The 25,739-nt window shown below is 39.0% G+C and carries 19 protein-coding genes, 2 tRNA genes and 1 rRNA gene; 12 read left to right on the top strand and 10 right to left on the bottom strand.

The genetic code is table 11. The features are described 5' to 3' along the window. Window positions 1-70 precede the first annotated feature (70 nt). The 4 genes from yidC to rpmH are packed head-to-tail and all read right to left on the bottom strand — an operon-like array spanning window position 71 to window position 2,706. A complete protein-coding gene (gene yidC, locus CQZ96_RS13600) occupies window positions 71-1,810 on the bottom strand; it encodes a membrane protein insertase YidC (RefSeq protein WP_004718941.1) in 1,740 nt (579 codons plus the stop codon). 5 nt (window positions 1,811-1,815) lie between these two features. Continuing rightward, the gene (yidD, locus tag CQZ96_RS13595; protein ID WP_004718939.1) at window positions 1,816-2,136 is read right to left on the bottom strand and encodes a membrane protein insertion efficiency factor YidD; all 321 of its coding nucleotides are present in this window, start codon (window positions 2,134-2,136) and stop codon (window positions 1,816-1,818) included. A 9-nt stretch (window positions 2,137-2,145) separates the two neighbouring features. Further along, complete coding sequence (gene rnpA, locus CQZ96_RS13590) at window positions 2,146-2,538, bottom strand: ribonuclease P protein component (RefSeq protein WP_004718937.1); 393 nt, start codon at window positions 2,536-2,538, stop codon at window positions 2,146-2,148. Between the two features lie 33 nt (window positions 2,539-2,571). Beyond that, the gene (gene rpmH, locus CQZ96_RS13585) at window positions 2,572-2,706 is read right to left on the bottom strand and encodes a 50S ribosomal protein L34 (protein ID WP_000831329.1); all 135 of its coding nucleotides are present in this window, start codon (window positions 2,704-2,706) and stop codon (window positions 2,572-2,574) included. 692 nt (window positions 2,707-3,398) lie between these two features. On the opposite strand from rpmH, the gene dnaA reads away from it, so the two are divergent. The 4 genes from dnaA to gyrB all read left to right on the top strand — a co-directional run bounded on the left by dnaA (window position 3,399) and on the right by gyrB (window position 9,677). Beyond that, complete coding sequence (dnaA, locus tag CQZ96_RS13580) at window positions 3,399-4,790, top strand: chromosomal replication initiator protein DnaA (protein ID WP_004818188.1); 1,392 nt, start codon at window positions 3,399-3,401, stop codon at window positions 4,788-4,790. 110 nt (window positions 4,791-4,900) lie between these two features. Further along, complete coding sequence (gene dnaN, locus CQZ96_RS13575; RefSeq protein ID WP_004718933.1) at window positions 4,901-6,049, top strand: DNA polymerase III subunit beta; 1,149 nt, start codon at window positions 4,901-4,903, stop codon at window positions 6,047-6,049. Between the two features lie 24 nt (window positions 6,050-6,073). Next, window positions 6,074-7,156, top strand: coding sequence for a DNA replication/repair protein RecF (gene recF, locus CQZ96_RS13570; protein WP_004718931.1), 1,083 nt, complete (start codon window positions 6,074-6,076; stop codon window positions 7,154-7,156). A 52-nt stretch (window positions 7,157-7,208) separates the two neighbouring features. Next, the gene (gene gyrB, locus CQZ96_RS13565; RefSeq protein WP_004718929.1) at window positions 7,209-9,677 is read left to right on the top strand and encodes a DNA topoisomerase (ATP-hydrolyzing) subunit B; all 2,469 of its coding nucleotides are present in this window, start codon (window positions 7,209-7,211) and stop codon (window positions 9,675-9,677) included. A 161-nt stretch (window positions 9,678-9,838) separates the two neighbouring features. Here gyrB and CQZ96_RS13560 read toward each other — a convergent pair whose 3' ends face one another. Together CQZ96_RS13560 and CQZ96_RS13555 are read right to left on the bottom strand one after the other, a co-directional pair. Beyond that, on the bottom strand, window positions 9,839-10,846 hold the full coding sequence (locus CQZ96_RS13560; protein ID WP_004718925.1) for a putative solute-binding protein: 1,008 nt from the start codon (window positions 10,844-10,846) through the stop codon (window positions 9,839-9,841). Window positions 10,847-11,849: 1,003 nt separating this feature from the next. Continuing rightward, window positions 11,850-13,784 (bottom strand): ATP-binding cassette domain-containing protein, encoded by a 1,935-nt coding sequence (locus tag CQZ96_RS13555; RefSeq protein ID WP_105714703.1) that lies wholly within the window; start codon window positions 13,782-13,784, stop codon window positions 11,850-11,852. Between the two features lie 468 nt (window positions 13,785-14,252). On the opposite strand from CQZ96_RS13555, the gene CQZ96_RS13550 reads away from it, so the two are divergent. Then, on the top strand, window positions 14,253-15,257 hold the full coding sequence (locus tag CQZ96_RS13550; protein WP_218619759.1) for a putative solute-binding protein: 1,005 nt from the start codon (window positions 14,253-14,255) through the stop codon (window positions 15,255-15,257). A 63-nt stretch (window positions 15,258-15,320) separates the two neighbouring features. Here CQZ96_RS13550 and tyrS read toward each other — a convergent pair whose 3' ends face one another. Continuing rightward, complete coding sequence (tyrS, locus tag CQZ96_RS13545; protein WP_004718921.1) at window positions 15,321-16,535, bottom strand: tyrosine--tRNA ligase; 1,215 nt, start codon at window positions 16,533-16,535, stop codon at window positions 15,321-15,323. An 82-nt stretch (window positions 16,536-16,617) separates the two neighbouring features. On the opposite strand from tyrS, the gene CQZ96_RS13540 reads away from it, so the two are divergent. Continuing rightward, entirely contained in the window at window positions 16,618-17,745 is a 1,128-nt protein-coding gene (locus CQZ96_RS13540) for an anhydro-N-acetylmuramic acid kinase (protein ID WP_035370790.1), read from the top strand. 193 nt (window positions 17,746-17,938) lie between these two features. Further along, entirely contained in the window at window positions 17,939-18,781 is an 843-nt protein-coding gene (locus CQZ96_RS13535) for an alpha/beta fold hydrolase (RefSeq protein WP_056515544.1), read from the top strand. Window positions 18,782-18,851: 70 nt separating this feature from the next. Here the strand turns inward: CQZ96_RS13535 and erpA are convergent, their stop codons facing one another. The 3 genes from erpA to CQZ96_RS13520 all read right to left on the bottom strand — a co-directional run bounded on the left by erpA (window position 18,852) and on the right by CQZ96_RS13520 (window position 21,156). Then, window positions 18,852-19,187 carry an iron-sulfur cluster insertion protein ErpA gene (erpA, locus tag CQZ96_RS13530; RefSeq protein WP_004718915.1) on the bottom strand — a complete coding sequence of 112 codons (336 nt, stop codon included), beginning with the start codon at window positions 19,185-19,187 and terminating at the stop codon, window positions 18,852-18,854. A 129-nt stretch (window positions 19,188-19,316) separates the two neighbouring features. Further along, entirely contained in the window at window positions 19,317-20,321 is a 1,005-nt protein-coding gene (locus CQZ96_RS13525) for a putative solute-binding protein (protein ID WP_004818193.1), read from the bottom strand. Between the two features lie 370 nt (window positions 20,322-20,691). Further along, window positions 20,692-21,156: a hypothetical protein gene (locus tag CQZ96_RS13520; RefSeq protein WP_105714701.1), complete on the bottom strand. Its 465-nt coding sequence runs from the start codon at window positions 21,154-21,156 to the stop codon at window positions 20,692-20,694. Window positions 21,157-21,358: 202 nt separating this feature from the next. Between CQZ96_RS13520 and CQZ96_RS13515 the strand changes: the two genes are divergently transcribed. From CQZ96_RS13515 to CQZ96_RS13495, 5 genes are all read left to right on the top strand, one after another. Beyond that, window positions 21,359-22,426 carry an alpha/beta hydrolase gene (locus CQZ96_RS13515; protein WP_004718910.1) on the top strand — a complete coding sequence of 356 codons (1,068 nt, stop codon included), beginning with the start codon at window positions 21,359-21,361 and terminating at the stop codon, window positions 22,424-22,426. A 301-nt stretch (window positions 22,427-22,727) separates the two neighbouring features. After that, window positions 22,728-23,294 carry a peptidylprolyl isomerase gene (locus tag CQZ96_RS13510; RefSeq protein WP_105714700.1) on the top strand — a complete coding sequence of 189 codons (567 nt, stop codon included), beginning with the start codon at window positions 22,728-22,730 and terminating at the stop codon, window positions 23,292-23,294. A gap of 424 nt (window positions 23,295-23,718) precedes the next feature. Further along, window positions 23,719-25,257: ribosomal RNA gene (locus CQZ96_RS13505) — 16S ribosomal RNA — on the top strand. Between the two features lie 59 nt (window positions 25,258-25,316). Beyond that, window positions 25,317-25,393: transfer RNA gene (locus CQZ96_RS13500), tRNA-Ile, on the top strand. A 44-nt stretch (window positions 25,394-25,437) separates the two neighbouring features. Continuing rightward, window positions 25,438-25,513, top strand: a tRNA-Ala gene (locus tag CQZ96_RS13495). Window positions 25,514-25,739: the final 226 nt, after the last annotated feature.

The following is a 25,739-nucleotide window of genomic DNA, read 5'->3' as shown; positions in this document are numbered from 1 at the left end:
ACAATAAAAAAATCCGCCTAAGATTACCATCTTAAGCGGATTTTTTCAGCTATTGCTTAATCTATGAAGATTAAACCACTTCGCTTGCGACTTTGGCTTTAGCAACATTTTTGTTGATAAACCATTGTTGCAGAATCGTGATCGAGTTGTTCACAATCCAGTATAAAACCAAGCCAGAAGGGAAGAACAGCATAAATACTGTAAACATGATCGGCATGATTTTGAAGACTTTAGCTTGCATTGGATCAGTAGGTTGTGGATTCAACATTTGTTGAACAAACATCGTTACACCCATGATCAACGGCAAAATAAACCAAGGATCCATTGCAGATAAATCTTGAATCCAAAGCATCCATGGCGCATGACGAAGCTCTACAGATTCCATCAATACCCAATACAATGCTAAGAAGATTGGCATTTGCAACAACAATGGTAAACAACCCGCAAGTGGATTGACTTGCTCACGTTTGTAAAGCGCCATCATTTCTTGTGAGAAACGCATGCGGTCTTCACCAAACTCTTCTTTCATGCGTTGCATTTCAGGTGCAATCACACGCATTTTCGCCATAGAACGATAGCTCTTAGACGACAATGGCCAAAGAATAAGCTTAACCAATACAGTCAATAAGATAATTGACCAACCCCAGTTACCTACAAGATTATGGAAGAACTGTAAGCCAGCAAATAATAATTTTGCAATTGGCCATAACCAACCATAGTCTACAGTTTGGTTTAAACCAACAGCCAAGTCTTTTAATTCAGATTGAATTTTTGGACCAGAGTAGAACGTTGCATCAATGCTCATTGCTTTTCCAGCTGGAACATTGATGGTTGGAGAAGTAAATCCGATGATATTCATACCATCTGCAGATTTACGAGATTCCAATTTTGCTGTGTATTCTTGACCGCCAAAATGACCAGGCATCCAAGCACTTACAAAATAATGCTGAACAATCGCAACCCATCCGCCTTTTGCTTCAGTGTTGAGTTTTTCATCAGTAAAGTTTGCAAATTTTAGCTTGTTATAATGCTCATCAGGTGTACCCCAAGCGCCACCCAAATATGTTCCAAGTGTAAAAATCCCTTGAGAGGTTTTTCCTGGATCATCTGAGTTATCACGCTTAATTTGACCAAACATTTGTCCTTGCCAATTTTGCGCACTACGGTTGACAACCTGATAGCTTACATCGATTGGATATTGACCTTGTTTAAAGGTAAATGTTTTGATGATTTCAACGCCATCTGCTGTTTTAAATACCATTGGTACAGCTAAAACTTGAGATGTCTTGCCATCTTTGTCTTTGGCTGCTTTGGCATCTGCAATAGTATAAGCAGTTTTTTCAAACGCATAGTTTGGACGATCTGGCTTACTGTCCGGACCATTCAATCCAATTAACCCAGATTGCGCAACATAGGTACGTTTTGCATCACTTTCAAGCATAACAAAAGGCTGATCACTGTCTTTGCTCTTGTCATGATTCAGTAATTCAATACGAACAATATCACCACCTTTAGGACTAATCCAAAGATGATAAAGGTCAGTTTGTACTGAAATCAATTGTTGATTTGCTGTGGCTGGTGCAGCTGTATTCTGTTGTGCAGCAGCTATATTTGCTTGTGGAACATCGCTAGTGGCCGCAGTTGCTTGACCTTTTGGCAGATCGGCAGACACATCATGCGCTACAACAGCCTGCGGTGTCGCAGCCTTCGATGTATTGTCATGACCATAGTCTTTTTGCCAAGCCAAAATGAGCAAATATGCGGTGACTAACATGGCCCCAAGGATTGCAAACCTGGCCCATTGTTGCATATCTATTACCCCAAGTGGTTAGAGTGATTTTGGTTCAATAAACGTTCACGCAAGGGTACAGGAACATGAAGCGTTTGAGAATCTATTTGCTGAAATGAAATAAAACGAATTGTTTTTTTTGGCACAGGATCATAACCATACCCACCCCAAGGATGACAACGACACACGCGTTTGGTCGCTAACCAGCTACCTTTTAATGCGCCGTGCGTATGGATCGCTTCTAACGAATATTGAGAACAAGTCGGAATATAACGACAACGAGGTCCAATGAGAGGACTAATCGCAATTTGATAGAAACGAATCAACCAATGCAATAAACGAATCATTGGTATCCTCTATTTTTGAGGGGAAGATTGAGCTATTTTATGGTGCTTTTTAACAATGCGCTGCAATTTCAACCAAGCAAATTGTAATTGCTGAAAAAGCTCAGCATTTGGAACTGCTTCTATACCTACTTTAGGCATCACCACAATATCCAATAAATCTATATTTTGCTGGTTTAAGCGAAAACTTTCACGCGTTAAACGTTTTATTCGATTTCTTTCATGCGCACGGCGCACTTTCTTCTTTGCAACAACAATACCCAAACGGCTTTTAGGCTGTTCGGTGACTTTTGCTAAGAATATAAAATGGGGTTGATGCACTTTAAAAAGCGCACCATCAAATACATCTTTGTAATCAGCAGCGCAGTGGATTCTCACCTCTGGACTGAAACTATAAAGAGACATAACACCCAAGTCGTCTATCAACTGTCTAAAAAATTAAACAGTTAAACTATGACGGCCTTTTGCACGACGGCGAGCTAATACTTGACGACCAGCCTTAGTAGCCATACGAGCACGGAAACCATGAACACGCTTGCGCTTTAATTCAGATGGTTGGAATGTACGTTTCATATCGAAACTCCAAAATTGATCTTTTCTAAAGGTTCGCGATTGTATTGTGCATTCTTTATTCTGTCAATAAATATACACATTTCTTTTATATAGACGCTTTATTTTTACCCAGACAACAACTTTATATAGATTAAATTGAATAAATTATCAAAAATATATATTCACAGCATAACTTATTCTTTTATAATACAAATAAGAGTTACGCACAGATATATCCTCAAAGTTATCCATAGGCTGATTCACAATTTAAATTTAATTTCTCAATTTTAAATTTAAAAATCGTGTTGTTTTGAATTTAAATTCATAACTGAAGCTTTATCCACAGAAATCCTGATCCTTATAAATAAATTCAAATTTAAAATTTATATTTATTATTATTAGGGAGCATTTTTTCTGTGGAAAACCGCTTTTTTAAGATAAATAATAATAACTTACCCTGTGAGTATCCATGTTTCTATTAATTTGATGGATTGTGGATAACTTTCTGTGATAATTTATCCACAGCTTGTGGAAAACCTTATCCACAACTGCTTTGAATTTGAATTTATTTACAGAAGGTTGCTTTTTTGAGCGAATTAGATTGAATTAACCATGACAGATGTGGATAACTTGGTTAGAATGGCGACCCCTTCACCTACAGGGTAGGGGTAAATAGTCTTTTTTGAATTTAAAATTGAATGAAGGGGTTTCACATGCTTTGGACGGACTGCTTAACTCGCTTGCGACAAGAGCTCTCTGATAATGTCTTTGCCATGTGGATTCGTCCTTTGGTTGCAGAAGAAGTCGAAGATACTTTAAAACTGTATGCACCCAATCCATATTGGACTCGCTACATTCAAGAACATCATTTAGAACTGATTTCTATTTTGGCAGAACAATTATCTGAAGGTCGTATTCGTAAAGTCGAAATTTTAGTCGACTCGCGTCCTGGTGCAATTCTTTCTGCTGCTGAACAGCCTGCTACCACAACGGCAGCGCTTGAAAGTTCTCCAATGCCTACACAGCATGTCAAAGCCAAAAAAGACAAAGAATATGAAGTTGTTTCTGCAAAAAATGTGAAGAAACGACAACTTAACCCATTATTTAACTTTGCTTTATTTGTTGAAGGTCGTTCAAACCAAATGGCGGCTGAAACTTGCCGCAAAGTTTTAACACAATTGGGTGAATCTCAACATAATCCACTCTTTTTATACGGCCCTACAGGCTTAGGTAAAACGCATTTAATGCAAGCCGTTGGTAATGCATTATTACAAGCAAAGCCAAATGCGCGTGTGATGTATATGACTGCGGAAAGCTTTGTCCAAGACTTTGTCAGCTCTCTGCAAAAAGGCAAGGTTGAAGAATTTAAAAAGAATTGCCGTTCTTTAGATTTATTGTTGGTTGATGATATTCATTTGTTGGCGGGTAAAGAAGCCAGTCTCGTTGAATTTTTCTATACATTCAATGCTTTATTGGATGAATCTAAACAAATTATTTTAACCTCTGACCGTTATCCAAAAGAATTAACCGAATTGGATCCGCGTTTAGTCTCGCGCTTTTCATGGGGATTATCGGTTGGGGTTGAACCACCAGATATTGAAACACGTATCGAAATTTTGCTGAAAAAAGCCGAAAGCAGTGGCATCGATCTGCCGCGAAATTGCGCTTTATTTATTGCACAACAGGTTGTTGCCAATGTGCGAGAGCTTGAAGGCGCTTTAAACAAAGTTGTAGCAATCTCACGCTTTAAGGGGTCTGCAATTGATCTAGAAGTGGTTCGTGAATCATTGAAAGATGTTTTGGCGATTCGTGCCCGTACCATCAGTACTGAAAACATTCAACGCGTAGTGAGCGAATACTTCCGTATACCATTGAAAGAGTTGGTGGGGCCAAAACGCACACGTATTTACGCACGACCACGTCAGTTGGCGATGGGGCTTGCACGTGAGCTTACTGGAGACAGTTTCCCTGAAATTGGGATGGCTTTTGGCGGTCGTGACCACAGTACGGTCATGCATGCCTGTGAAAAAGTGCAAAGTTTACGCGATGAAGATCCAATTTTTAATGAGGATTATAAAAACCTCATGCGCCTGTTACAAAGTTAAAATTTGTACAAATTATGCGCTTGCAATGCGGCATAAACTGCCGCATAGTACGTCATTAAAAAAAATTTATTACCCACATTTTTGTCATATTTAGTTAGAGGAATTCCACCGTGCGTTTGAAAATCGCGAAAGAGAGCTTACTTAATGTTTTGTCCCATGTGGTTGGAGCAGTTGAACGTCGCCATACTTTAAACATTCTTTCAAACGTGAAAATTCAAGCTACAAATCAAGCCCTTACGATTACAGGATCAGATTTGGAAGTGGAGCTTGTGGCAAGTACAACTCTAGCTGAAGGTGCATGTTTACAAGCAGGGGAAACCACAGTTCCTGCACGTAAGTTGGTCGATATTTGTAAATCTTTACCAGCAGCAGCTTTGATTGATTTGCAGATCACTGAAGATCAACGCTGTATTTTAAAATCTGGAAACAGCCGCTTTGTTTTAGGAACCTTACCTGCTGAAGATTATCCATTGTTAACCAATGAAAATAGCCAAGGCACTCAAGTTCAAGTCACTGAGCGTGAATTAAAACGTTTATTTGAAAAAACTTCATTTGCCATGGCTGTGCAAGATGTACGTTTTTACCTGACAGGTACATTATTGGAAATTGATGAAAATCAATTACGCGCAGTCACTACCGATGGGCACCGTTTAGCATTGTGTGAAACATTAGCGTCTTCAACCGCTGCACAATTGGTTCAAGCCATTGTTCCACGTAAAGCAGTCGGTGAGTTACAACGTCTTTTAAGTATTGAAGATGAGCAACTGACCTTGTTAATTGGTCGTGAATTGTTAAATGTTACCATTCAAACCTCTAGCCGCGACAAAGAACAAGGCGATATTACGGTACGTTTCACAACAAAATTAATTGATGGGAAATTCCCTGATTATCGTCGTGTGATTCCACGTGGCGGTGACAAAGTTGTAAATATTCCACATGATGTATTTAAGCAATCCTTACAACGTGTTGCGATTTTAAGTAATGAAAAATTACGTGGCGTATTCTTAAACTTTAATGCTGATTCTTTGCAATTACGTGCCAATAACCCTGAGCAAGATGAAGCGATTGAAGATTTAGCTATTCAATATGCCAATGCACCGATGGAAATGTCGTTTAATGCGCAATATATTTTAGATGTATTAAGTGTTTTAGATGGTGATGATGTCGCAATGACCATGTCTGAAGCGAATCAGTCGGTATTGGTACAAGATCCAACCCAATCTAATCAAACTTATGTTGTGATGCCGATGCGTGTTTAATTGATTTATTTTTAAATCATAGCCATGCATATTACGCGTTTAAATATACAACGTGTTCGAAACCTCAAGACGGTTGCTCTGCATGAGTTGCAACCGTTTAATGTTTTTTATGGACAAAATGGTTCAGGCAAAACTTCGATTTTAGAAGCCATTCATTTATTGGCAACAGGTCGATCTTTTCGAACACATATCCCGAAAAATTACATTCAAAATAATCAATCAGACGCCATTGTTTTTGCCCAATCTTTAACTGAAAAGATTGGTATGCAAAAGCTGCAAAGTGGTGAGCAGTTAATTAAAGTCAATGGTGATACTGTTGCAACCCAAGGGCAGCTTGCCAAAATCTTGCCATTGCAACTGATTGACCCATTAAGTACCGATATTATTGATCATGGGGCAAAACCACGTCGCCAATTGTTGGATTGGCTCATGTTTCACGTGGAACCAGATTTCTATCATGCGTGGCAATATTATTCACGCGCTTTAAAGCAAAGAAATAGCTTACTTAAAACCAAACGTAATCTGACTTTGCTTGATTTAGAGCCGTGGAACAAAATGCTCAGTGATTATGGTGAAATGTTGCATTCTCAACGGGTCGAAATAGTAGAGCAATGGAAGTTATATTTGCAAGAAGATTTGGCGCAGTTGCTGCCCGATTTAAAGATTGAAATGGAATACAGTGCAGGGTTCCATGTGGAACATGGTTTGGCCAATGACCTGATTCAATATCACCAAAAAGATGTTGATCGACGTTATACCGAGTATGGACCGCATCGTGCAGATATCCGATTAAAAACCCCTTTAGGCGAAGCGGATGTGGTACTGTCTAGAGGGCAGAAAAAGTTGTTGATAATGGCTTTAAAACTATCACAAATTGCCATGTTACATGCCTGTAATAAAGAAACTGTGGTATTATTAGATGATGTGACAGCAGAATTAGATTTAAGTGCACAACAACGTTTAATTGAGCGATTGAGCCAACTTGGTAGTCAAGTTTTTATTACCACACTAGACCATGAATCAGTAAAAAAACATTTACATGATTTGTCTATTTCCTACCAGTTATTCAATGTTGACCAAGGTCAGGTAAGTGTTGTTGCAACATGATTTTAGATTTTAGCCAATTTTGGAAAGACCTATTTTTCACTAGGGAGAAACCATGAGTTCAGAAGATCAAATAGCTTCTCAAACAGAACCAACCATTGAAAAGGCTTATGATTCCTCTAGTATCAAAGTATTACGTGGTCTAGATGCAGTTCGTAAACGCCCAGGTATGTATATTGGTGATACTGATGATGGTTCAGGCTTACACCATATGGTATTTGAGGTCGTGGATAACGCGATTGATGAAGCTTTAGCTGGTCATTGTGATGAAATTTTAGTGACGATTCATGAAGATGAGTCAGTCAGCGTTGCAGATAATGGACGTGGTATTCCAACTGATATTCACCCAGAAGAAGGTGTCTCTGCTGCAGAAGTAATTCTTACGATTCTGCACGCAGGTGGTAAGTTTGATGATAATAGCTATAAAGTTTCAGGCGGTTTGCACGGCGTAGGTGTATCTGTAGTTAATGCACTTTCAAGCAAACTTGAACTTACGATTCATCGTGCTGGTCATATTCATCAACAAGAATATAAACATGGTGATCCGGTTTATCCGTTAAAAATTGTGGGTGATGTCGAAACCACAGGGACCATTGTTCGTTTCTGGCCAAGTACTGAAACGTTTAGCCAAACGATTTTTAATGTCGATATTTTGGCACGTCGCTTACGTGAACTTTCATTCTTGAATGCGGGTGTTCGTATTGTCCTACGTGATGAACGTGTTGCCTTAGAACATGTCTTCGATTACGAAGGTGGTTTATCTGAGTTTGTAAAATATATTAACCAAGGTAAAACCCATCTCAATGAAATCTTCCATTTCACCACTCAAGCTGAAAATGGCATAGGTGTTGAAGTTGCTTTGCAATGGAATGATACCTATCAAGAGAATGTTCGTTGCTTTACCAACAATATTCCACAAAAAGATGGTGGAACGCATTTAGCTGGTTTCCGTGCAGCGTTGACACGTGGCTTAAACAGCTACATGGAAAATGAAAACTTACTCAAAAAAGAGAAAGTTGCAGTTACTGGTGATGATGCGCGTGAAGGCTTAACAGCAATTGTTTCAGTTAAAGTACCTGATCCTAAATTCTCATCTCAAACCAAAGAAAAATTGGTGTCGAGTGAAGTTAAACCTGCTGTCGAGCAGGCAATGAACAAAGCCTTTTCTGAGTATTTATTAGAAAATCCTCAGGCTGCAAAATCTATTGCAGGCAAGATCATTGATGCTGCACGTGCGCGTGATGCTGCTCGTAAAGCACGTGAAATGACACGTCGTAAGAGTGCGCTTGATATTGCCGGTCTTCCAGGTAAGTTGGCAGACTGTCAGGAAAAAGATCCAGCACTTTCAGAATTATACTTAGTCGAGGGTGACTCTGCGGGCGGTTCTGCAAAACAAGGCCGTAACCGTAAAATGCAAGCCATTCTTCCGCTCAAAGGTAAAATCCTGAATGTGGAACGTGCACGTTTCGATAAGATGATTTCATCACAGGAAGTGGGTACGCTAATTACTGCATTAGGATGTGGTATTGGCCGTGAAGAATATAACCCAGACAAGTTGCGTTATCATAAAATCATTATCATGACCGATGCTGACGTGGATGGTTCACACATTCGTACCCTGCTTTTGACTTTCTTCTTCCGTCAAATGCCAGAACTTGTGGAACGTGGTTATATTTATATTGCACAACCACCATTGTATAAACTGAAAAAAGGTAAGCAAGAGCAGTACATTAAAGACAATGATGCTTTAGAAACTTATTTGATTTCAAATGCGATTGATGAACTTGAATTACGTGTCAATGCTGAAGCGCCTGCAATTCGTGGCGTAGCATTAGAGAAAGTAATTGCTGATTATCAAACCTCTCAAAAGAGTTTGCAGCGTTTAACTGTACGTTATCCTGCGACCTTGCTGGATGGTTTATTAAGTCTTGAGCATTTTAAACTTGATCAAAATCATGACCAAGATTATGTACAACAATGGGGTGAGAAACTTCGTGCTGCGATTGAAACAACGCAACCGAGTTTACGTCCAGTGTTGAGCTTGGAACCCTTTGATAAAGAAACTGCTGATGGGCTTAAAACGACGATTTATTTCCCGCGTATAACGATTTATGTGCACAATTTACCGCATAGCTATTTATTAGATGCGGGTTTATTGGCATCGGGCGAATATAAGCGTTTATTGCAGAACTCGAAGAGCTGGTTCACCTTGTTAGAAGAAGGTGCTTATCTGCAAAAAGGCGAACGTAAAATCAACGTTTCGACTTTCCATCAAGTTTGGCAACACATTCTGACAGATTCACGTCGTGGCATGATGATCCAACGCTATAAAGGTTTGGGTGAGATGAATGCTGAACAGCTTTGGGAAACCACAATGGATCCTGAAAACCGTAATATGCTGCAAGTGACCATTGATGATGCGATTGAAGCCGATCGTATGTTTGCATGTTTAATGGGCGATGATGTAGAACCACGTCGTGCGTTCATTGAAGAAAATGCATTAAATGCAGATATTGATGCTTAATTAAACTCATTTTAATCAATAAAAGGGAATAAACCTCGGTTTATTCCCTTTTTTATAGCCCTTATTTTAATTTTGATAGTGCTACTGCTTCTATTTAAAACAAAAAAACCAGCTTCTCAAAGCTGGTTTTTTGTAGACTTTAGCTTATTTCAGCTAAAGTATTATTCACCACCTAGCGTACATTCAAAGTTGGCTTTATCTACTGAACAACGTGCTTTTTTCAACACAGACATCATGCCTGCATCATAAATACCTTGTTTAGTCAGTTCTAAACGGCCATCACGCATTAACTTTTGATATTTCAGCTTATCTTCAGCGGTTAAATTCATTTTGTATTTTGCTGGAATAGTCGCTTCTAGGCGATTAATCATAGCAAAACTTTTTGGCAAGTTTTTCACAAAATAATCACGAGATTTTTGACCAAAACCTGCAGGGAATTTTTCAGGACGGATGACAAAGTCAGCAGTTACTTGTAATACAGGGAAGTTAAACATTGCCCCATTTGCACCTAAACCTTTTTGAATTTCAAGCGGTTTATAGGCATAAGCAGGCGCACCGACCATATCAACTTGACCATTGTTGAATTTTGCAACAAAGTTGGTGATATCTGAAGGAACTGCTTGTGCACCAACACGTTGTACTAGAATTTTTTGAGCGCTGTCATAGCTTAACACAGCAAACTTTTTACCAGCGGCTTTTTCAATCGAGTTGATATTTTTATCACGTACAAAAATAAATGCTGAACCAAGTGGTGCAATACCAGCAACTTCGTATTTTTTACCACCCAAGGTTGTGGTCATTTTTGCAGCATTACGCGCATCTAAGGCAAAAGTAATGGCTTTTTGTGCAATCGCATTACTTGGCACACCACCAATAGAGTCGATTGAACCCACAAATTTATTGTATTGACGCGCGCGCATTGCAGTCATAAACACGCCATCGCATTTGCCTGCTTTAAAGTCGTTATCTGCAACAGCTTCATCTTGTTTTGGAATGAGATTGATATCAGCGCCCCAACTTTTTGCTGATAATGCCCATTCTTGCGCCATTTGAAATGATTCACCTGACTTACCTAATAAGTCAAATACGCAGACATCTGTCGCAGCTTGAGATGCTGAACTAAATCCAACGATTGAAGTTGCAGCAATAGCGAATGCAATTTTTTTCATATTTTCGTCCTTATCTATTTATCCATCTTTAGGAACTTTTCCATAAGCGCAATATTAATCAGCTTTGTTTGAAAAAAATAGAGCATTTACTCCATTTATTATTTTTTTTTTGACAATTATTGTGAATTAGCGACTTAACTCTCATTTCATCGGCAATCTTTTTATAAATAAATCAGTTTTTTAAGCCCGAGTTATGCTTTTTCATTACAAATTGTTCGAAATTCATGATCTATGTAATTTTAAATAATTTTGCTGAAATCAAAAAAATTAGATGAATGTTCATTATAAAAAGCGACGAACGGTTAAATTTTGCACTTGAATTTTGTTCTATTATTAACCAAAATGATGTTGATAAGTATGTGGGTAACTTTTTAATCAAGCCTAAATTCGATCAATACAGACTGATTTATTTGCATATAAAACTTCAAAATCGTTAAAAAATGCTGTCAAAGAATGAGTCAAAAGAACTGTTTTAAAATTTTAACTTATCCACAAGCAATTGATAAAAAAAATTTTTAAATTCAAATGAATTGTCTTTTTAAAGCCTTTTTAGTTATTATTTAGTTGAGCTAATATGTTCCACGGTGGAAATTGCCTATTATAAATAAAAGTTATGATTGTATTTTATCGATTTTAAGATGCTTTTAGGCTTGGACGTGGCTGTTGGATGTGGTTTGGATGTTAAATAAAATAAGCTTATGATTTTTATTCGATTATTGTGTTAAAAAGCCTTCTTTTTGATCTGGGGAAATCTAGAGTAATGAGAAACAATACCTGAGCGTGTTTGCATAGCGTGGCTATGTATTGAATTACTGATGATTTATGAGAAGAGGTATAGAGCTTTAAATTTTGTTAAGGCAATGAAGTTGCATTTAGAACTTTAAATAAAATAATTTTTATAAATTAAATTATTGATTTTTAATTATATTTTATTAAAAAGCTAGAAAAGGCATTTGCCTATTTCTAGCTAATTTGAGGGGCTTACTGTATTTAAAAGCACTTTTTAATCGAAAGAGCTTTCTAATGTTTCTAGTTCCATCATCAGTTCAAGCATTTTTTCTTCAGCTTGTTCTAATTTTACTTTTAACTCTGTCTGTTCATTCATGAGTTTGAGTAAATCATCTTTACGGTTTGCCTCATAAAGGGCTGAGTCTGCAAGTAATGCTTCAATGTCTACGAGTCTAGGTTGAATTTTTCCAATTTGACTTTCAATTTTCTCGATATTTTTACGAATAGGACGGCTCAGTTCACGTTGACGAGCTGCTTCTTTACGTTGTGCTTCTTTATCGAGTTTTGAAATACTTGGCTTTTCAACCACCTGAGATTGAACAGGTACACTAGGCTGTTGTCCATTCTTGATCATATCGATACGTGCTTGACGTAACCACGTTGCATAATCTTGTAAATCCCCGTCAAATTCCTTGCTTTGACCTGCATGAACCAAAATAAGTTCATCACAGACTGAAGCGATCAGCTGACGTTCATGGGAAACTAAAACCACAGCACCTTCAAAATCCTGTAAAGCCATCGTAAGTGCATGGCGCATATCTAAATCTAAATGGTTAGTCGGTTCGTCGAGAATTAAAACATTTGGACGCAGCCAGACGATTAAAGCCAAAGCCAAACGCGCACGTTCACCGCCAGAGAAGCTTTCGCTTGGGGTGTCCATACGTTCACCACTAAAGCCAAAACTTCCTAAAAAGGAGCGTAATGCTGCTTCACTGATCTTTGGGTCAGCAATGCGAGAAAGTTGTAACATCGGGCTGGCATTGCCATCTAAAGCATCCATTTGGTGCTGGGCAAAATAACCAATATTGAGTAACTCAGAATCTTTACGTAAACCTTGAATCAGCGGTAAATCACCGACTAAAGATTTAATTAAGGTCGATTTACCTGCACCATTCATTCCCAGTAAGCCGATACGACTGCTTGGTGTAATCTGTAAATTTACATTGGTGACAATTAATTTATCGCCATAGCCAATATCTGCATGTTCGAGTGTGAGCAGCGGTGAACTCATTTTGCTTGGTTCACGGAAACTAAAGGTAAATGGATTATCGACATGCGCAGGGGCAAGCTCTTGCATACGTTCAAGTTGTTTAATACGGCTTTGCGCTTGTCGTGCTTTAGTCGCTTTGGCTTTAAAACGGTCAATAAATTTTTGTAAGTGTGCTTTAGCTTCTTGTTGCTTTTCAAACGCTTGTTGTTGTTGTGCTAATCGCTCAGCACGTGTGGTTTCAAAAGTAGAGTAGTTGCCAGTATATAAAGTCAGTACTTGATTTTCGATATGTAAAATATGATCTGTGATTGCATCTAAGAAATCGCGGTCATGTGAAATTAAAATGAGCGTGCCTTCATATGCCTTGAGCCAATCTTCTAACCATAAAATTGCATCTAAGTCTAAATGGTTGGTCGGTTCATCGAGTAATAGTAAGTCTGAGCGACTCATCAGGGTGCGAGCAAGATTTAAACGCATCCGCCACCCACCAGAGAAACTTGAAACCAAGAGTTCTGATTGATGCTCAAAAAAACCTAAACCGGCCATCAGTTGAGATGCTTTAGATGCAGCTGTATAGCCATGAATTTCTTCAAAACGGCTATATAAATGCGCTAACTCATCATTACTCAAATCTTCAGAATGGTTTAGTTTGTCTTGGATGAGCCAATATTCTTCATCGCCAGATAACACAAAATCAATAGCTTTCATATCTAAGGCTTTGATTTCCTGAGCCATATGGGCTACGGTCCATATATTTGGACGAGTTAAGCTACCGCTGTCTGACTCCATTCCACCCAAAAGTGCTGAGAACAATGTGGATTTACCCGCACCATTTACACCTGTTAAACCAATTTTCCAACCAGGATGAAGTTGCATAGACGCTTTTTGGAATAAAATGCGTCCACCACGGCGAATTGAAAGTTGGTCTAACTGAATCATAGGAAACTGACTATTGAATATCGGATGCGGTATAGTAAAGGATAAATGGTAGAGTTCAAAAAATGTATTTGATAAAAGAAGTGACAAAATGTCTTTTCTTGAGTGAAATGCACAATAAATTGGGTAAATAGGGTCAATTCAAAAAAACAAACAATGCTTTATTGTGAATGCTTCAATAAAAAAATGCGTATATCTCCCAAACCAGCAGCAATAATTAGAATATTTTAATTTTAAAATCACTCAATAAAAAAACCGCTCAATAAATCAGATCAGTCACTTATTTTTATCAGAATTTTGTCCTGAATTTTTTATCTTATCTAAAAGTTGGTTAAAAAACTAACAAAAAATATCCAATTTATGTAGAATTAATCACAGTATCACCTAAAAATGTGTAGTTAAAGTAAAAGACTTGGATTGCTTTTACATCTACAAGGATAAATCTATTTATAAAAATATGGACGTCAGATGATGAATAAAATAGGATATTTACCGATTGTTTTTTCAGTTTTTTTTTCACCTCTGCTACAGGCAAAACAAAATGTGTGTGTGTTTGATTTACTGGGTAAAGCGGGTGAATCTTATAAACTCATGGAAGAATGGGCTTTAGCAGCCAAAGCATGGGACGCTGATATTAATTTAACCGTGTATCAGTCAGAAGAAGCTGTGGATAAAAATTTTAAAACCAATAAATGTGATGCCGCGGCAATGACCACGATGCGCTCACGTGAATACAATAAATTTGGTGGATCTATTGATGCTTTGGGAGGAATTCCCAACAATGAAATTGCCAGAAGAGCGATCAACTATGCCTTGGATAAACGCAATGCAAAAAGATTGGTTTCTGAAAAAAATGGGGTCAAATATGAATTGGCAATGATTACCCCGATTGGTATTGCTTATATCTTTGTTAAAGATCGCGCAATGAATACTTTGGAAAAGGGCAAAGGTAAAAAGTTTGCCTATCTGCATTACGATCTTGCACAAAAGGTTGCCGTTGAGCGTGTAGGGGCAATCGGGGTTCCTTCTGATATTTTTAATTTTGTGAAAAAATTTAATGATGGTGAGGTGGATGCGATTGCTTCGCCAGCCTATGCCTATAAACCATTGGAAATTTATAAAGGTTTAGGTAGCAATGGTGCAATGTTTACTTATCCCGTAGTGAATGTGACTGCCGATTTAATTATTAAACCTGAGCAGTTTCCAGAAGGTTTTGGTATTAAGTCACGTGAGTGGGCTGTGAAGCAGCTACCAAGTTCATTTAAGAAAATAGAAAAAATGGAAGCTGAAATTCCAGCAAAATATAAATTAAATGTGTCCAAGGACGATGCACTCCGTTATCAGAAATTATTGCGAGAAGGGCGGATTGAGTTAACAAAAAGAGGGGTGTACGATCCTGTGATGATGTCGGTACTGAAAAAAGCACGCTGTACGGTAGATCGCACCAACTTTGAATGTTCACTTGCAGGTGAATAAATTTATTCAATAAAAAAGCCATCAATGTTGATGGCTTTTCTGGTTTTATTGGCTTAGACGGGATTAATCGGTAAAGGTCACTTTTGCAATGGCTTTTTTACTTGCCTGAATAACCAAAGTAACATTTTCTTTCACAGTGAAGTTTGCATCCACAACTTCCCAATCTACTTTTACGGCTCCACGTGAAACAGCATCTTTAGATTGTGCTGAATTCTTGGTTAAACCTGCGGCACGTAGAATAGACACAATCGAGATTTCTCCATTGTATTCACCACGAGAAATAGTCACTTCAGGCGTACCTTCAGGTAGCTCACCTTCTGTGATTAAGTTACCCGCACCTTTATGTGCATGTTCAGCAGCTTCTGCGCCGTGGAAGCGTTCAACCAACTCAAGTGCAAGAATTTTCTTAATGTCTTGCGGATTACGACCTTCAGCCATTTCTTTGAGAAGAACGTCAATTTCGTCCATAGACTTAAAGCTGAGTAATTCAAAATAGCGTTCAATCAAGCTGTCAGGCATAGACAATACTTTTTGGTACATTGCGCCAGGGGCATCAAATACACCAATATAGTTGCCTAAAGACTTCGACATTTTATTGACGCCATCCAATCCTTCTAGGATCGGTACGGTAATACATACTTGAGCTTCTTGATCATAACGACCTTGAAGAGTACGTCCCATAAGTAAGTTAAAGGTCTGGTCTGTACCACCAAGCTCAACATCGGCTTCAAGCGCGATAGAGTCGTAACCTTGAACTAAAGGATATAAAAACTCATGAATAGCAATCGGTTGATGGCTATTATAGCGTTTAGTAAAGTCATCACGTTCTAGCATACGCGCAACAGTTTGCTGCGAAGCCAATTGAATCAAATCCGCAGCGGTTTTTGTTGCAAACCACTCAGAGTTAAAACGAACTTTGGTTTTATTTGGATCAAGAATTTTAAACACTTGTTCTTGATATGTTTTGGCATTTTCTAAAACTTGTTCACGCGATAGCGGTGGACGAGTCGCACTCTTACCTGTTGGGTCACCAATCATGGCGGTATAATCACCAATCAAGAATGTGACATCATGACCAAGATCTTGAAACGCTTTTAATTTGTTAATTAAAACAGTATGACCCAAATGTAAATCTGGGGCAGTTGGATCAAATCCTGCTTTAATTTTTAAAGGACGATTTTCTTTTAGTTTCTTCAGAAGATCTTCTTCAGAAATAATTTCGTGAGTGCCTCGGCGAATGAGGGCAAGTTGTTCTTCAGCCGGCAGGAAATTTGACATTACAAAAACCCAAATACTTCAGTTAGACTATTTGTGCGATATACTAACATTTTTTCAGCATAATGCAGGCGAAGAATATCTCATGACAACAATCTATATTGGCGTAATGACTGGAACCAGCATGGATGGCGTCGATTTTGTTGCTGCTTCATTTGATCCTTTACATATCCATGCCACGCTTACAGTCGCTTTTGATCCTCATTTACGCGATGAATTGATGGCATTGACCTTACCTGATGATAATGAAATCGATCGAATGGGTAAGGCGGATGTCGCTCTTGCAACCATGATTGGCAATGGCATTAACCAACTCATACAAGAAAATAATTTAGATAAAAGCCAAATTAAAGCGATTGGTTGTCATGGACAAACTATTCGGCATCGCCCAGAACACGGGTTTACTTTACAAATTGGTGATCCAAATATTATTACGGAAATTACTCAAATTCCTGTGATTTCAGATTTTCGTCGTCGTGATATGGCGGCAGGTGGGCAGGGTGCTCCTCTAGTTCCAGCGTTTCATCAAGCTTTATTCCAACATTCAACCATTCATCGAGTGATTCTCAATTTAGGGGGGATTGCCAATGTCAGCATGCTGCCTGCTGGTGATGAGCAGAATGTTTATGGTTTTGATACAGGTCCTGCCAATATTCTTATGGATGCGTGGTGTCATCGTTATACTGGGCAACCTTATGACGAAAATGGCAATTGGGCAGCTTATGGTCAACCGATACGTTCATTGTTAGATCGCCTTCAAGCAAATGAATACTTCTCTAAAGAACCGCCAAAAAGTACAGGGCGTGAAGACTTTAACTTGGAATGGTTAGATGAGCAGATTTTAGATTGGCGCAATGATTTAGAATATGATGAATTAGAAGATACCCCTGAAAATATTCAGGCAACGTTGATGAAACTCACGACACGTGCCATCAAGAAAGCCATTTATCGTTCGCCTCTAGATACGGGTGAGGTCTATGTTTGCGGTGGAGGTGCTTATAACTCACATCTACTTGAACAACTCCGTTGGCGTCTACGTAAGCACAATTGGTCTGTACAATCGACTTCTGCACTAGGCTTAGCACCGACATGGGTAGAGGCAACCGCATTTGCGTGGCTCGCCATGCGTTTTGACCAACAGTTAAGTGGCAACCTACCTGCTGTTACGGGGGCAAAAGGCTATCGTATCTTAGGCACGATTACAGCAGTTTAAAACTGAAATGATTGCTAAGGTGAGTGATACACCTTAGCAATCAATATTTAAAACAAGAACAAGTGCGGTATAGCAGTGTGAGATATTTTGTAGAACAATGATCGACCTGTTTAGCGCTGAGATTGTCCTTTACTGCTGTTAAAAAATAGTGCATAAGCTTCCACTATCAATAAAAATTAAAACTGAGATCACAATGAACTTAGCGATACAGAAACAGCGCATAGAATCATTTCAAAGAGAGGGTTTTAGCTTTGATGTGATAGATTCGGGTCCTTTGGATGGGCAGCCTTTTGTCTTGTTACATGGTTTTCCTGAAACCAATAAAAGCTGGCAAGAAACTGCAGAGATCTTGAATCAAAACGGTTATCGTACTTTTGCTGTCAATCAACGTGGTTATAGTTTAGGTGCACAACCGCAAAACCGCCGTGATTATAGAAGTTCTGCTTTGGTTGAAGATGTAAATGCTTTAATCGATATGATCCAACAACAGGTTTATTTAGTTGGACATGATTGGGGGGCAGTGGTTGCTTGGGATGTTGCACAACGTTATCCTGAAAAAATAAAACATTTGATTACGATTTCTGTACCGCATAAAGCAGCATTTATGCGTTCGATGTTCAGCAGTAATCAATTGTTAAAATCTTACTATATTGGTTTATTCCAATTACCCAAAATTCCAGAATTATTATTTGAGAAATTACCAAAGTTGGGTCTGGGCTTATTAAAAGATTCAGGAATGACCGCAAAACAACTCGAAGATTTCCAACAAGACATCGTGGTGGAAAAGCGTCTAAGTTCTGCATTAAATTGGTATCGGGGACTTCCATTTAGTTCAAATAAAAATTTAACCCAACCAGTTTGTGTGCCGACTTTATTTATTTGGGGCAAACATGACTCAGCGATCGGTTCTAAAAGCGTCGCCTTAAATCATCATTATGTAAAAGCAGCTTATAAAGAAATTGTGATGGATGCGACGCATTGGATACCAGTGCAGAATGCAAAACAATTGAGCCAATATATTTTAGAAACGATTTAAGCTTGATGTCCTAACCATAAAAATGCCCTCATAAGAAGAGGGCATGATTTGATTCAAAATATACTTTGAATTAAATGGAGAATGATGAACCACAACCACAAGTTGTTGTTGCATTCGGGTTTTCTACAATAAAACGTGAACCTTCTAAGCCTTCAATATAGTCAACTTTAGAACCGACGAGATATTGATAACTCAACGAGTCAACCAACATTTTTACATCACCATTTATGAATTCAGCATCATCTTCATTCATACTTTCGGCAAAGTTAAAACCATAAGAAAATCCTGAACAGCCGCCACCCGTTACATAGACACGTAACATCAGATCTTGATTACCTTCGCTATCACGAAGTTGGCGAACTTTATTTGCAGCATTGTCAGTCAGCTCAAGTGCTTGGGCGGTCATGATATTGTTCCTCAGATTTCAAATGGCTTAAATGAAAAGACCATATATTCAGTATAACATACTCAATATATGGTCAGTGAGTGAACTTTAAAGTAAATTCAGACTAAATTTATCGGATTTAATCTAGAATTATTTGTAGTTCTCATCTTGTAGCGCACATTCAAAGTTTTTCGGATCGTTTTTACAACGGAATTGCCAAAGGATTTTCATCATTTGTTTGTTATAAACGCCTTGTTTGGTCAAGCTGATACGAGATTCACGCATGAGTTTTTGATAACCAGGTTTATCACCATCTGGAACTTGCATCCAGTATTTCGCTGGAATATCTGCTTTCATTTTTCCAATGATGGTGTTTGCACGAGGCAATTGCGTTTTAATCCAATCACGAGATTTTTGACCATAGCCAGCAGGGAATTTATCTGGACGAATGATGATATTACCTGTGACTTGTAGCAGTGGGTAATTCACAATAGCGCCTTTAGTCCCTAAACCCTTATGCAGCTCTAAAGGTTTAAATACCGCTGCAGGTGCACCAATAATATCAACCTGACCATTATTGAATTTACTGCCAAAATTTGTAACATCCGCGGCAACTGCTTGAGCACCAATTTGTTGAACCATAATTTTTTGTGCTTGATCATAGTCGAGTACCGCAATTTTTTTACCCGCTGCTTTTGCAACGGTATTGATATTGCGGTCATTGACCATCAGGAAAGCATCACCTACTGGAATAACACCAACAACTTCATATTTTCCGCTGGTCATGTATTTTGCAAAGTTTGGATTTGCTAAGCCTTGCATGACTTTTACCGCGAGATTGAGATCTGGAATCGCACCAATTGCATCTAAAGAACCGGTGAAACTATTAAATTGGCGACCACGCATACCTGTGATACTGACAGCATCACATTTACCCGCTTTAAAATCTTCTGCAATAACAGATTCATTTGAATTCACTTTTAATTCCAGATCCGCACCCCAGTTTTTCGCTGCAAGTTGATAATCTTTCATTAAGGTAAACACATCACCATTTTTGCCTACTAAATCAAATACACACATGACTTGTTTTGCTTGAGTGGCAGATGTTGCAAGCAAAAGACCCGCAGCAGCAATGAGAGCGTTAGACCATTTCATTATTTTTTTCCTTTCCATGATCAATATTATTCATGTTCAATTGAATCGAAGAGCCTCGACCAATAGAACTTTGTGACATCAAAAATGTATTTAGTTTAGAAAATCGTTTATTGCTAAACCCAACATGATCTATTCTGAACAATCGATTTTCCAAATCAATTGTTCGAGTTCAATGATGAATTGATGTTATTGAAATCATTACTTGAAATGAGTCAGTTCGCAATGACCCAAATGACAAAATTTCCTCAGCAAAGAAGAAATGTTAGAAGCTATTAATTACTGAGGAAAATCATTACGTTTGCTTTTATAAATGAATAAATTGTTTGCTAAAAAGACAAAAGAATCTGGGTTCGCCCCAAATTCTTGAAGATTAATCTTTGTTGTGATCTCTGTTTTTACGCTCATCACGTCTTTTATCACGTTGCTGTTGTTGATTTTGACGATCATGCTGTTGCCACTGTTTTTGATCAGGTCGGTTATCCCAGCGGTGGTCACGATTTGATTTATTGTTCCAATCTTTTCTATGTTGTTCCCATTGCTGTTTTTTCATTTGATCACGTTTGGCTTGTTCATATTGCCAACGTTGTTTATCCCAGTTGTTTTGGCGCCGTTCTTGTTCAATGCGCATTTGTTGTAAATGATAAGCTCGTTCTCGTTCCCAACGTTGGCGATCATTGTTTCTGTCATATCTTGGATCATAACGTTGTCCATAGCCATAATCTCGATATACGGGTTGCCCATAGCCGCGAGAGTCATAACCATCTTCAGGAAATGCAACACAACCAACAGCAATAATAGATGTTATGAATGAAACAATTAATGCTTTTATAGCCATAAGTTGTCTCCATTTAACAAGCAAAATAGCAAAAAAAAATTCAGATATAGCAAAATAGTCAATGACAAGTCATTTAACTCAGATTAGCGTATTTAAAAATTATATTTGTATATCGATGATGAGACTTGTATAAGATTATAGTCAGTCGATGCCTGATCATGTAGACAATATGAAGAATTTGAACATTTAAGGAAGAATCGTAATGGTTGCTTTTCAACGTAGTATTCATGATTTAGTCGAAAAAGGGCAGGGTTCGGCAGGTAGGGCTTTAGATCGTTTGCCTACATTCGCTCAAGAGTCATTAACCAAGTTATTGGGTTACCCGTACCAGTTTCCTCAATTGGATAGTTTCACCAAATGTTTGATGGCAGCTCAACTTAAACAGGGCAAAGTGGGTTTTATTGGTGCAGATGTAGAGCGCTCTAGAAAGCAATTTGAATCACAAATGCAATCTATTATAAACAAACCGACCCATATCCAATTTGTTGAAGATATTCGTCTTCCGCTACAAAGTGGCAGCGTCTATGCACGCCATTACCATCCTGCACCAAATAAAAAATTGCCAATGATTGTATTTTATCATGGCGGTGGTTTTGTGGTGGGTAGTGTAGACACCCATGATGAAGTGTGTCGCTTAATTGCTGCTCATGCAAAAGTTCAGGTTTTAAGTATTGAATATCCACTCGCACCTGAAGTTGGCCCACGTGACCTAATTCAGTCTTGTGAAGATGCTTTGGCTTGGGTGTATCAAAATCGCCGTCAATTTAAAATTCTCAAAAACCGGATTGCGGTTGCAGGAGATAGTGCGGGCGGAAATATTAGCGCTGTTGTTGCACAACGCACAGTCAATACAGTGTTTGCGCCTCAAGCCCAGTTCTTGATTTATCCTGCCGTTGATTTTAAGAGTCGACATCCATCTTTCTTTGCTTATAAAGATGGCTTGGTGTTGACAGGCTCAGATATTGATTATGTGACCGACTATTATGCAACACGTTTTAATATGGCATTGGATGATCCAATCATTTCACCGACCAATGGGCAGTTAAAGAAACTTGCCCCTGCATTTGTAGTAACGGCTGGACATGATCTTTTGCACGATGAAGGTAAAATTTATGCTTATAAGTTACGACAAAATGGCGTAAAGGTTCATTATCAGGATTATGAAGATCAAACCCACGGATTTATTAACTTAACCCCTGTTTCACGTAAAGCTAAAAAATACGTTATAGAGATGAGTAAAGAGTTCCGTAAATTCTGGGATAAGCAATAACACAATATCATCTTGTACAAGTCACTTTTGTTTCACGTGGAACAAAAGTGATTGATTAAAAAACAATCAAATAAGAATAATTGTTCTATAAAGGCTAAGCACACGGATTTATCCATACAGTTCTTTTGTTGATAAAGCATCATCAACATATTCAACAACCAGTAAGGCTTATGACAGCTATATAGATATAGTCGTGAATACTGTTGAGTATTGGTAAACGTGTTTAAATGTCATTTTTCAACAGAATAAAAGCAGACTACTATGAGAGGCTTATTAATTTAAAATGTTTAAGGAAAAGAGAATGATCAAAAAAATAGGCATCGGTCTTGCTTTAGTGGTTTTGGTGAATCAAGCGTTCGCCAATACAGATATGCAAATTAAAACCAATTTAGGCAACATCAATATAGAGCTTTATGATGATCAAGCACCGATATCAGTAAAAAATTTTAAGAGCTATGTAAATAGTCAATTTTACAACGGCACCATTTTCCATCGTATTATCCCTGGTTTTATGATTCAAGGCGGTGGCTTTGATAGCAACATGAAAGAGAAGGCTACTCAACCAGCGATCCAGAATGAATCTAGCAATGGCTTAAAGAACGTTCGTGGGACTTTGGCTATGGCACGGACTAATGCGCCAAACTCTGCAACCAGTCAATTCTTTATTAATGTTGCAAATAACGACTTTTTAAATAAGTCTGCTGGAAACCCTGGGTACGCCGTATTTGGTAAGGTGACACAAGGACTGGATATCGTCGATAAAATCGTACAGACACCAACACAAACAGTGGGTATGCACCAAGATGTACCTAAACAAGCTGTAAAAATCATCAGTATTCAAACAATAAAAACAAATGTGAAAAAATAGTTAAAAAATAAAGCAGAAATATTTTGTTCATATTTCTGCTTTAATATTAAAAGCTTACGCGACAAAAAGCCTAAAAATGAACCAAAACAGTGCATAAAAATACAACACTCAATAAAACAATCAGTTAAAAGCACTTGCGTGTGTAAGAAATTGCCCTATAATGAGCTCATCCCGACGCGATACAGCAAACGAACTTAGCTTAGAGGGTTAAGTTGTTAAATGTTTATTGCGTCTTATTTATCACTGATGAAGTGATAAATTAATCATTAAGAGAATATGAAGAACAACTTGTGTGGATTTTTACTGATTGATTGATCGAAATATTATCATTGATTGATTGGTTTAAATTACTCGAAGTTTATTTGAGAGAATTTGTCAGTACATTGATGAGCCAGAATTGTGACCTTAAGTCACTAATGATTTTTAACTGAAGAGTTTGATCATGGCTCAGATTGAACGCTGGCGGCAGGCTTAACACATGCAAGTCGAGCGGGGGAGATTGCTTCGGTAATTGACCTAGCGGCGGACGGGTGAGTAATACTTAGGAATCTGCCTATTAATGGGGGACAACATCTCGAAAGGGATGCTAATACCGCATACGCCCTACGGGGGAAAGCAGGGGATCACTTGTGACCTTGCGTTAATAGATGAGCCTAAGTCGGATTAGCTAGTTGGTGGGGTAAAGGCCTACCAAGGCGACGATCTGTAGCGGGTCTGAGAGGATGATCCGCCACACTGGGACTGAGACACGGCCCAGACTCCTACGGGAGGCAGCAGTGGGGAATATTGGACAATGGGGGGAACCCTGATCCAGCCATGCCGCGTGTGTGAAGAAGGCCTTATGGTTGTAAAGCACTTTAAGCGAGGAGGAGGCTCTCTTGGTTAATACCCAAGATGAGTGGACGTTACTCGCAGAATAAGCACCGGCTAACTCTGTGCCAGCAGCCGCGGTAATACAGAGGGTGCGAGCGTTAATCGGATTTACTGGGCGTAAAGCGTGCGTAGGCGGCTTTTTAAGTCGGATGTGAAATCCCCGAGCTTAACTTGGGAATTGCATTCGATACTGGGAAGCTAGAGTATGGGAGAGGATGGTAGAATTCCAGGTGTAGCGGTGAAATGCGTAGAGATCTGGAGGAATACCGATGGCGAAGGCAGCCATCTGGCCTAATACTGACGCTGAGGTACGAAAGCATGGGGAGCAAACAGGATTAGATACCCTGGTAGTCCATGCCGTAAACGATGTCTACTAGCCGTTGGGGCCTTTGAGGCTTTAGTGGCGCAGCTAACGCGATAAGTAGACCGCCTGGGGAGTACGGTCGCAAGACTAAAACTCAAATGAATTGACGGGGGCCCGCACAAGCGGTGGAGCATGTGGTTTAATTCGATGCAACGCGAAGAACCTTACCTGGTCTTGACATAGTAAGAACTTTCCAGAGATGGATTGGTGCCTTCGGGAACTTACATACAGGTGCTGCATGGCTGTCGTCAGCTCGTGTCGTGAGATGTTGGGTTAAGTCCCGCAACGAGCGCAACCCTTTTCCTTATTTGCCAGCACTTCGGGTGGGAACTTTAAGGATACTGCCAGTGACAAACTGGAGGAAGGCGGGGACGACGTCAAGTCATCATGGCCCTTACGACCAGGGCTACACACGTGCTACAATGGTCGGTACAAAGGGTTGCTACCTAGCGATAGGATGCTAATCTCAAAAAGCCGATCGTAGTCCGGATTGGAGTCTGCAACTCGACTCCATGAAGTCGGAATCGCTAGTAATCGCGGATCAGAATGCCGCGGTGAATACGTTCCCGGGCCTTGTACACACCGCCCGTCACACCATGGGAGTTTGTTGCACCAGAAGTAGGTAGTCTAACCGTAAGGAGGACGCTTACCACGGTGTGGCCGATGACTGGGGTGAAGTCGTAACAAGGTAGCCGTAGGGGAACCTGCGGCTGGATCACCTCCTTAACGAAAGATTGACGATTGGTAAGAATCCACAACAAGTTGTTCTTCATTGATGTATCTGAGGGTCTGTAGCTCAGTTGGTTAGAGCACACGCTTGATAAGCGTGGGGTCACAAGTTCAAGTCTTGTCAGACCCACCAAGTCTACTGAACACAGAAGAGCAGATATATTAAGATCTTAAGCTGGGGACTTAGCTTAGTTGGTAGAGCGCCTGCTTTGCACGCAGGAGGTCAACGGTTCGACTCCGTTAGTCTCCACCACTAATTAAAGACTAAGTGATTACAGAACTTAGTAAGCTGATAGCTTATTAAGTTCTGTGATTTATCACAGTTAACTACTCGCTGACGAGGCGGTAGTGAATCATTAACAGAATATATTTGAGTTGAAATAATTGTTTAAACTCGTTTTAGTTGATGTTAGCAAGCAATTGTTAATGTTGAGTGAAATGAGCACTAGCGATAAAACTGAATCAAGCGTTTTGGTATA

This window comes from Acinetobacter sp. MYb10 (assembly GCF_002980175.2).
In the GTDB taxonomy this organism is placed as follows: Bacteria; Pseudomonadota; Gammaproteobacteria; order Pseudomonadales; family Moraxellaceae; genus Acinetobacter; species Acinetobacter guillouiae.
Note: the sequence above shows the minus strand (reverse complement) of the source record. Positions and strands in the feature narration are given on the sequence as shown.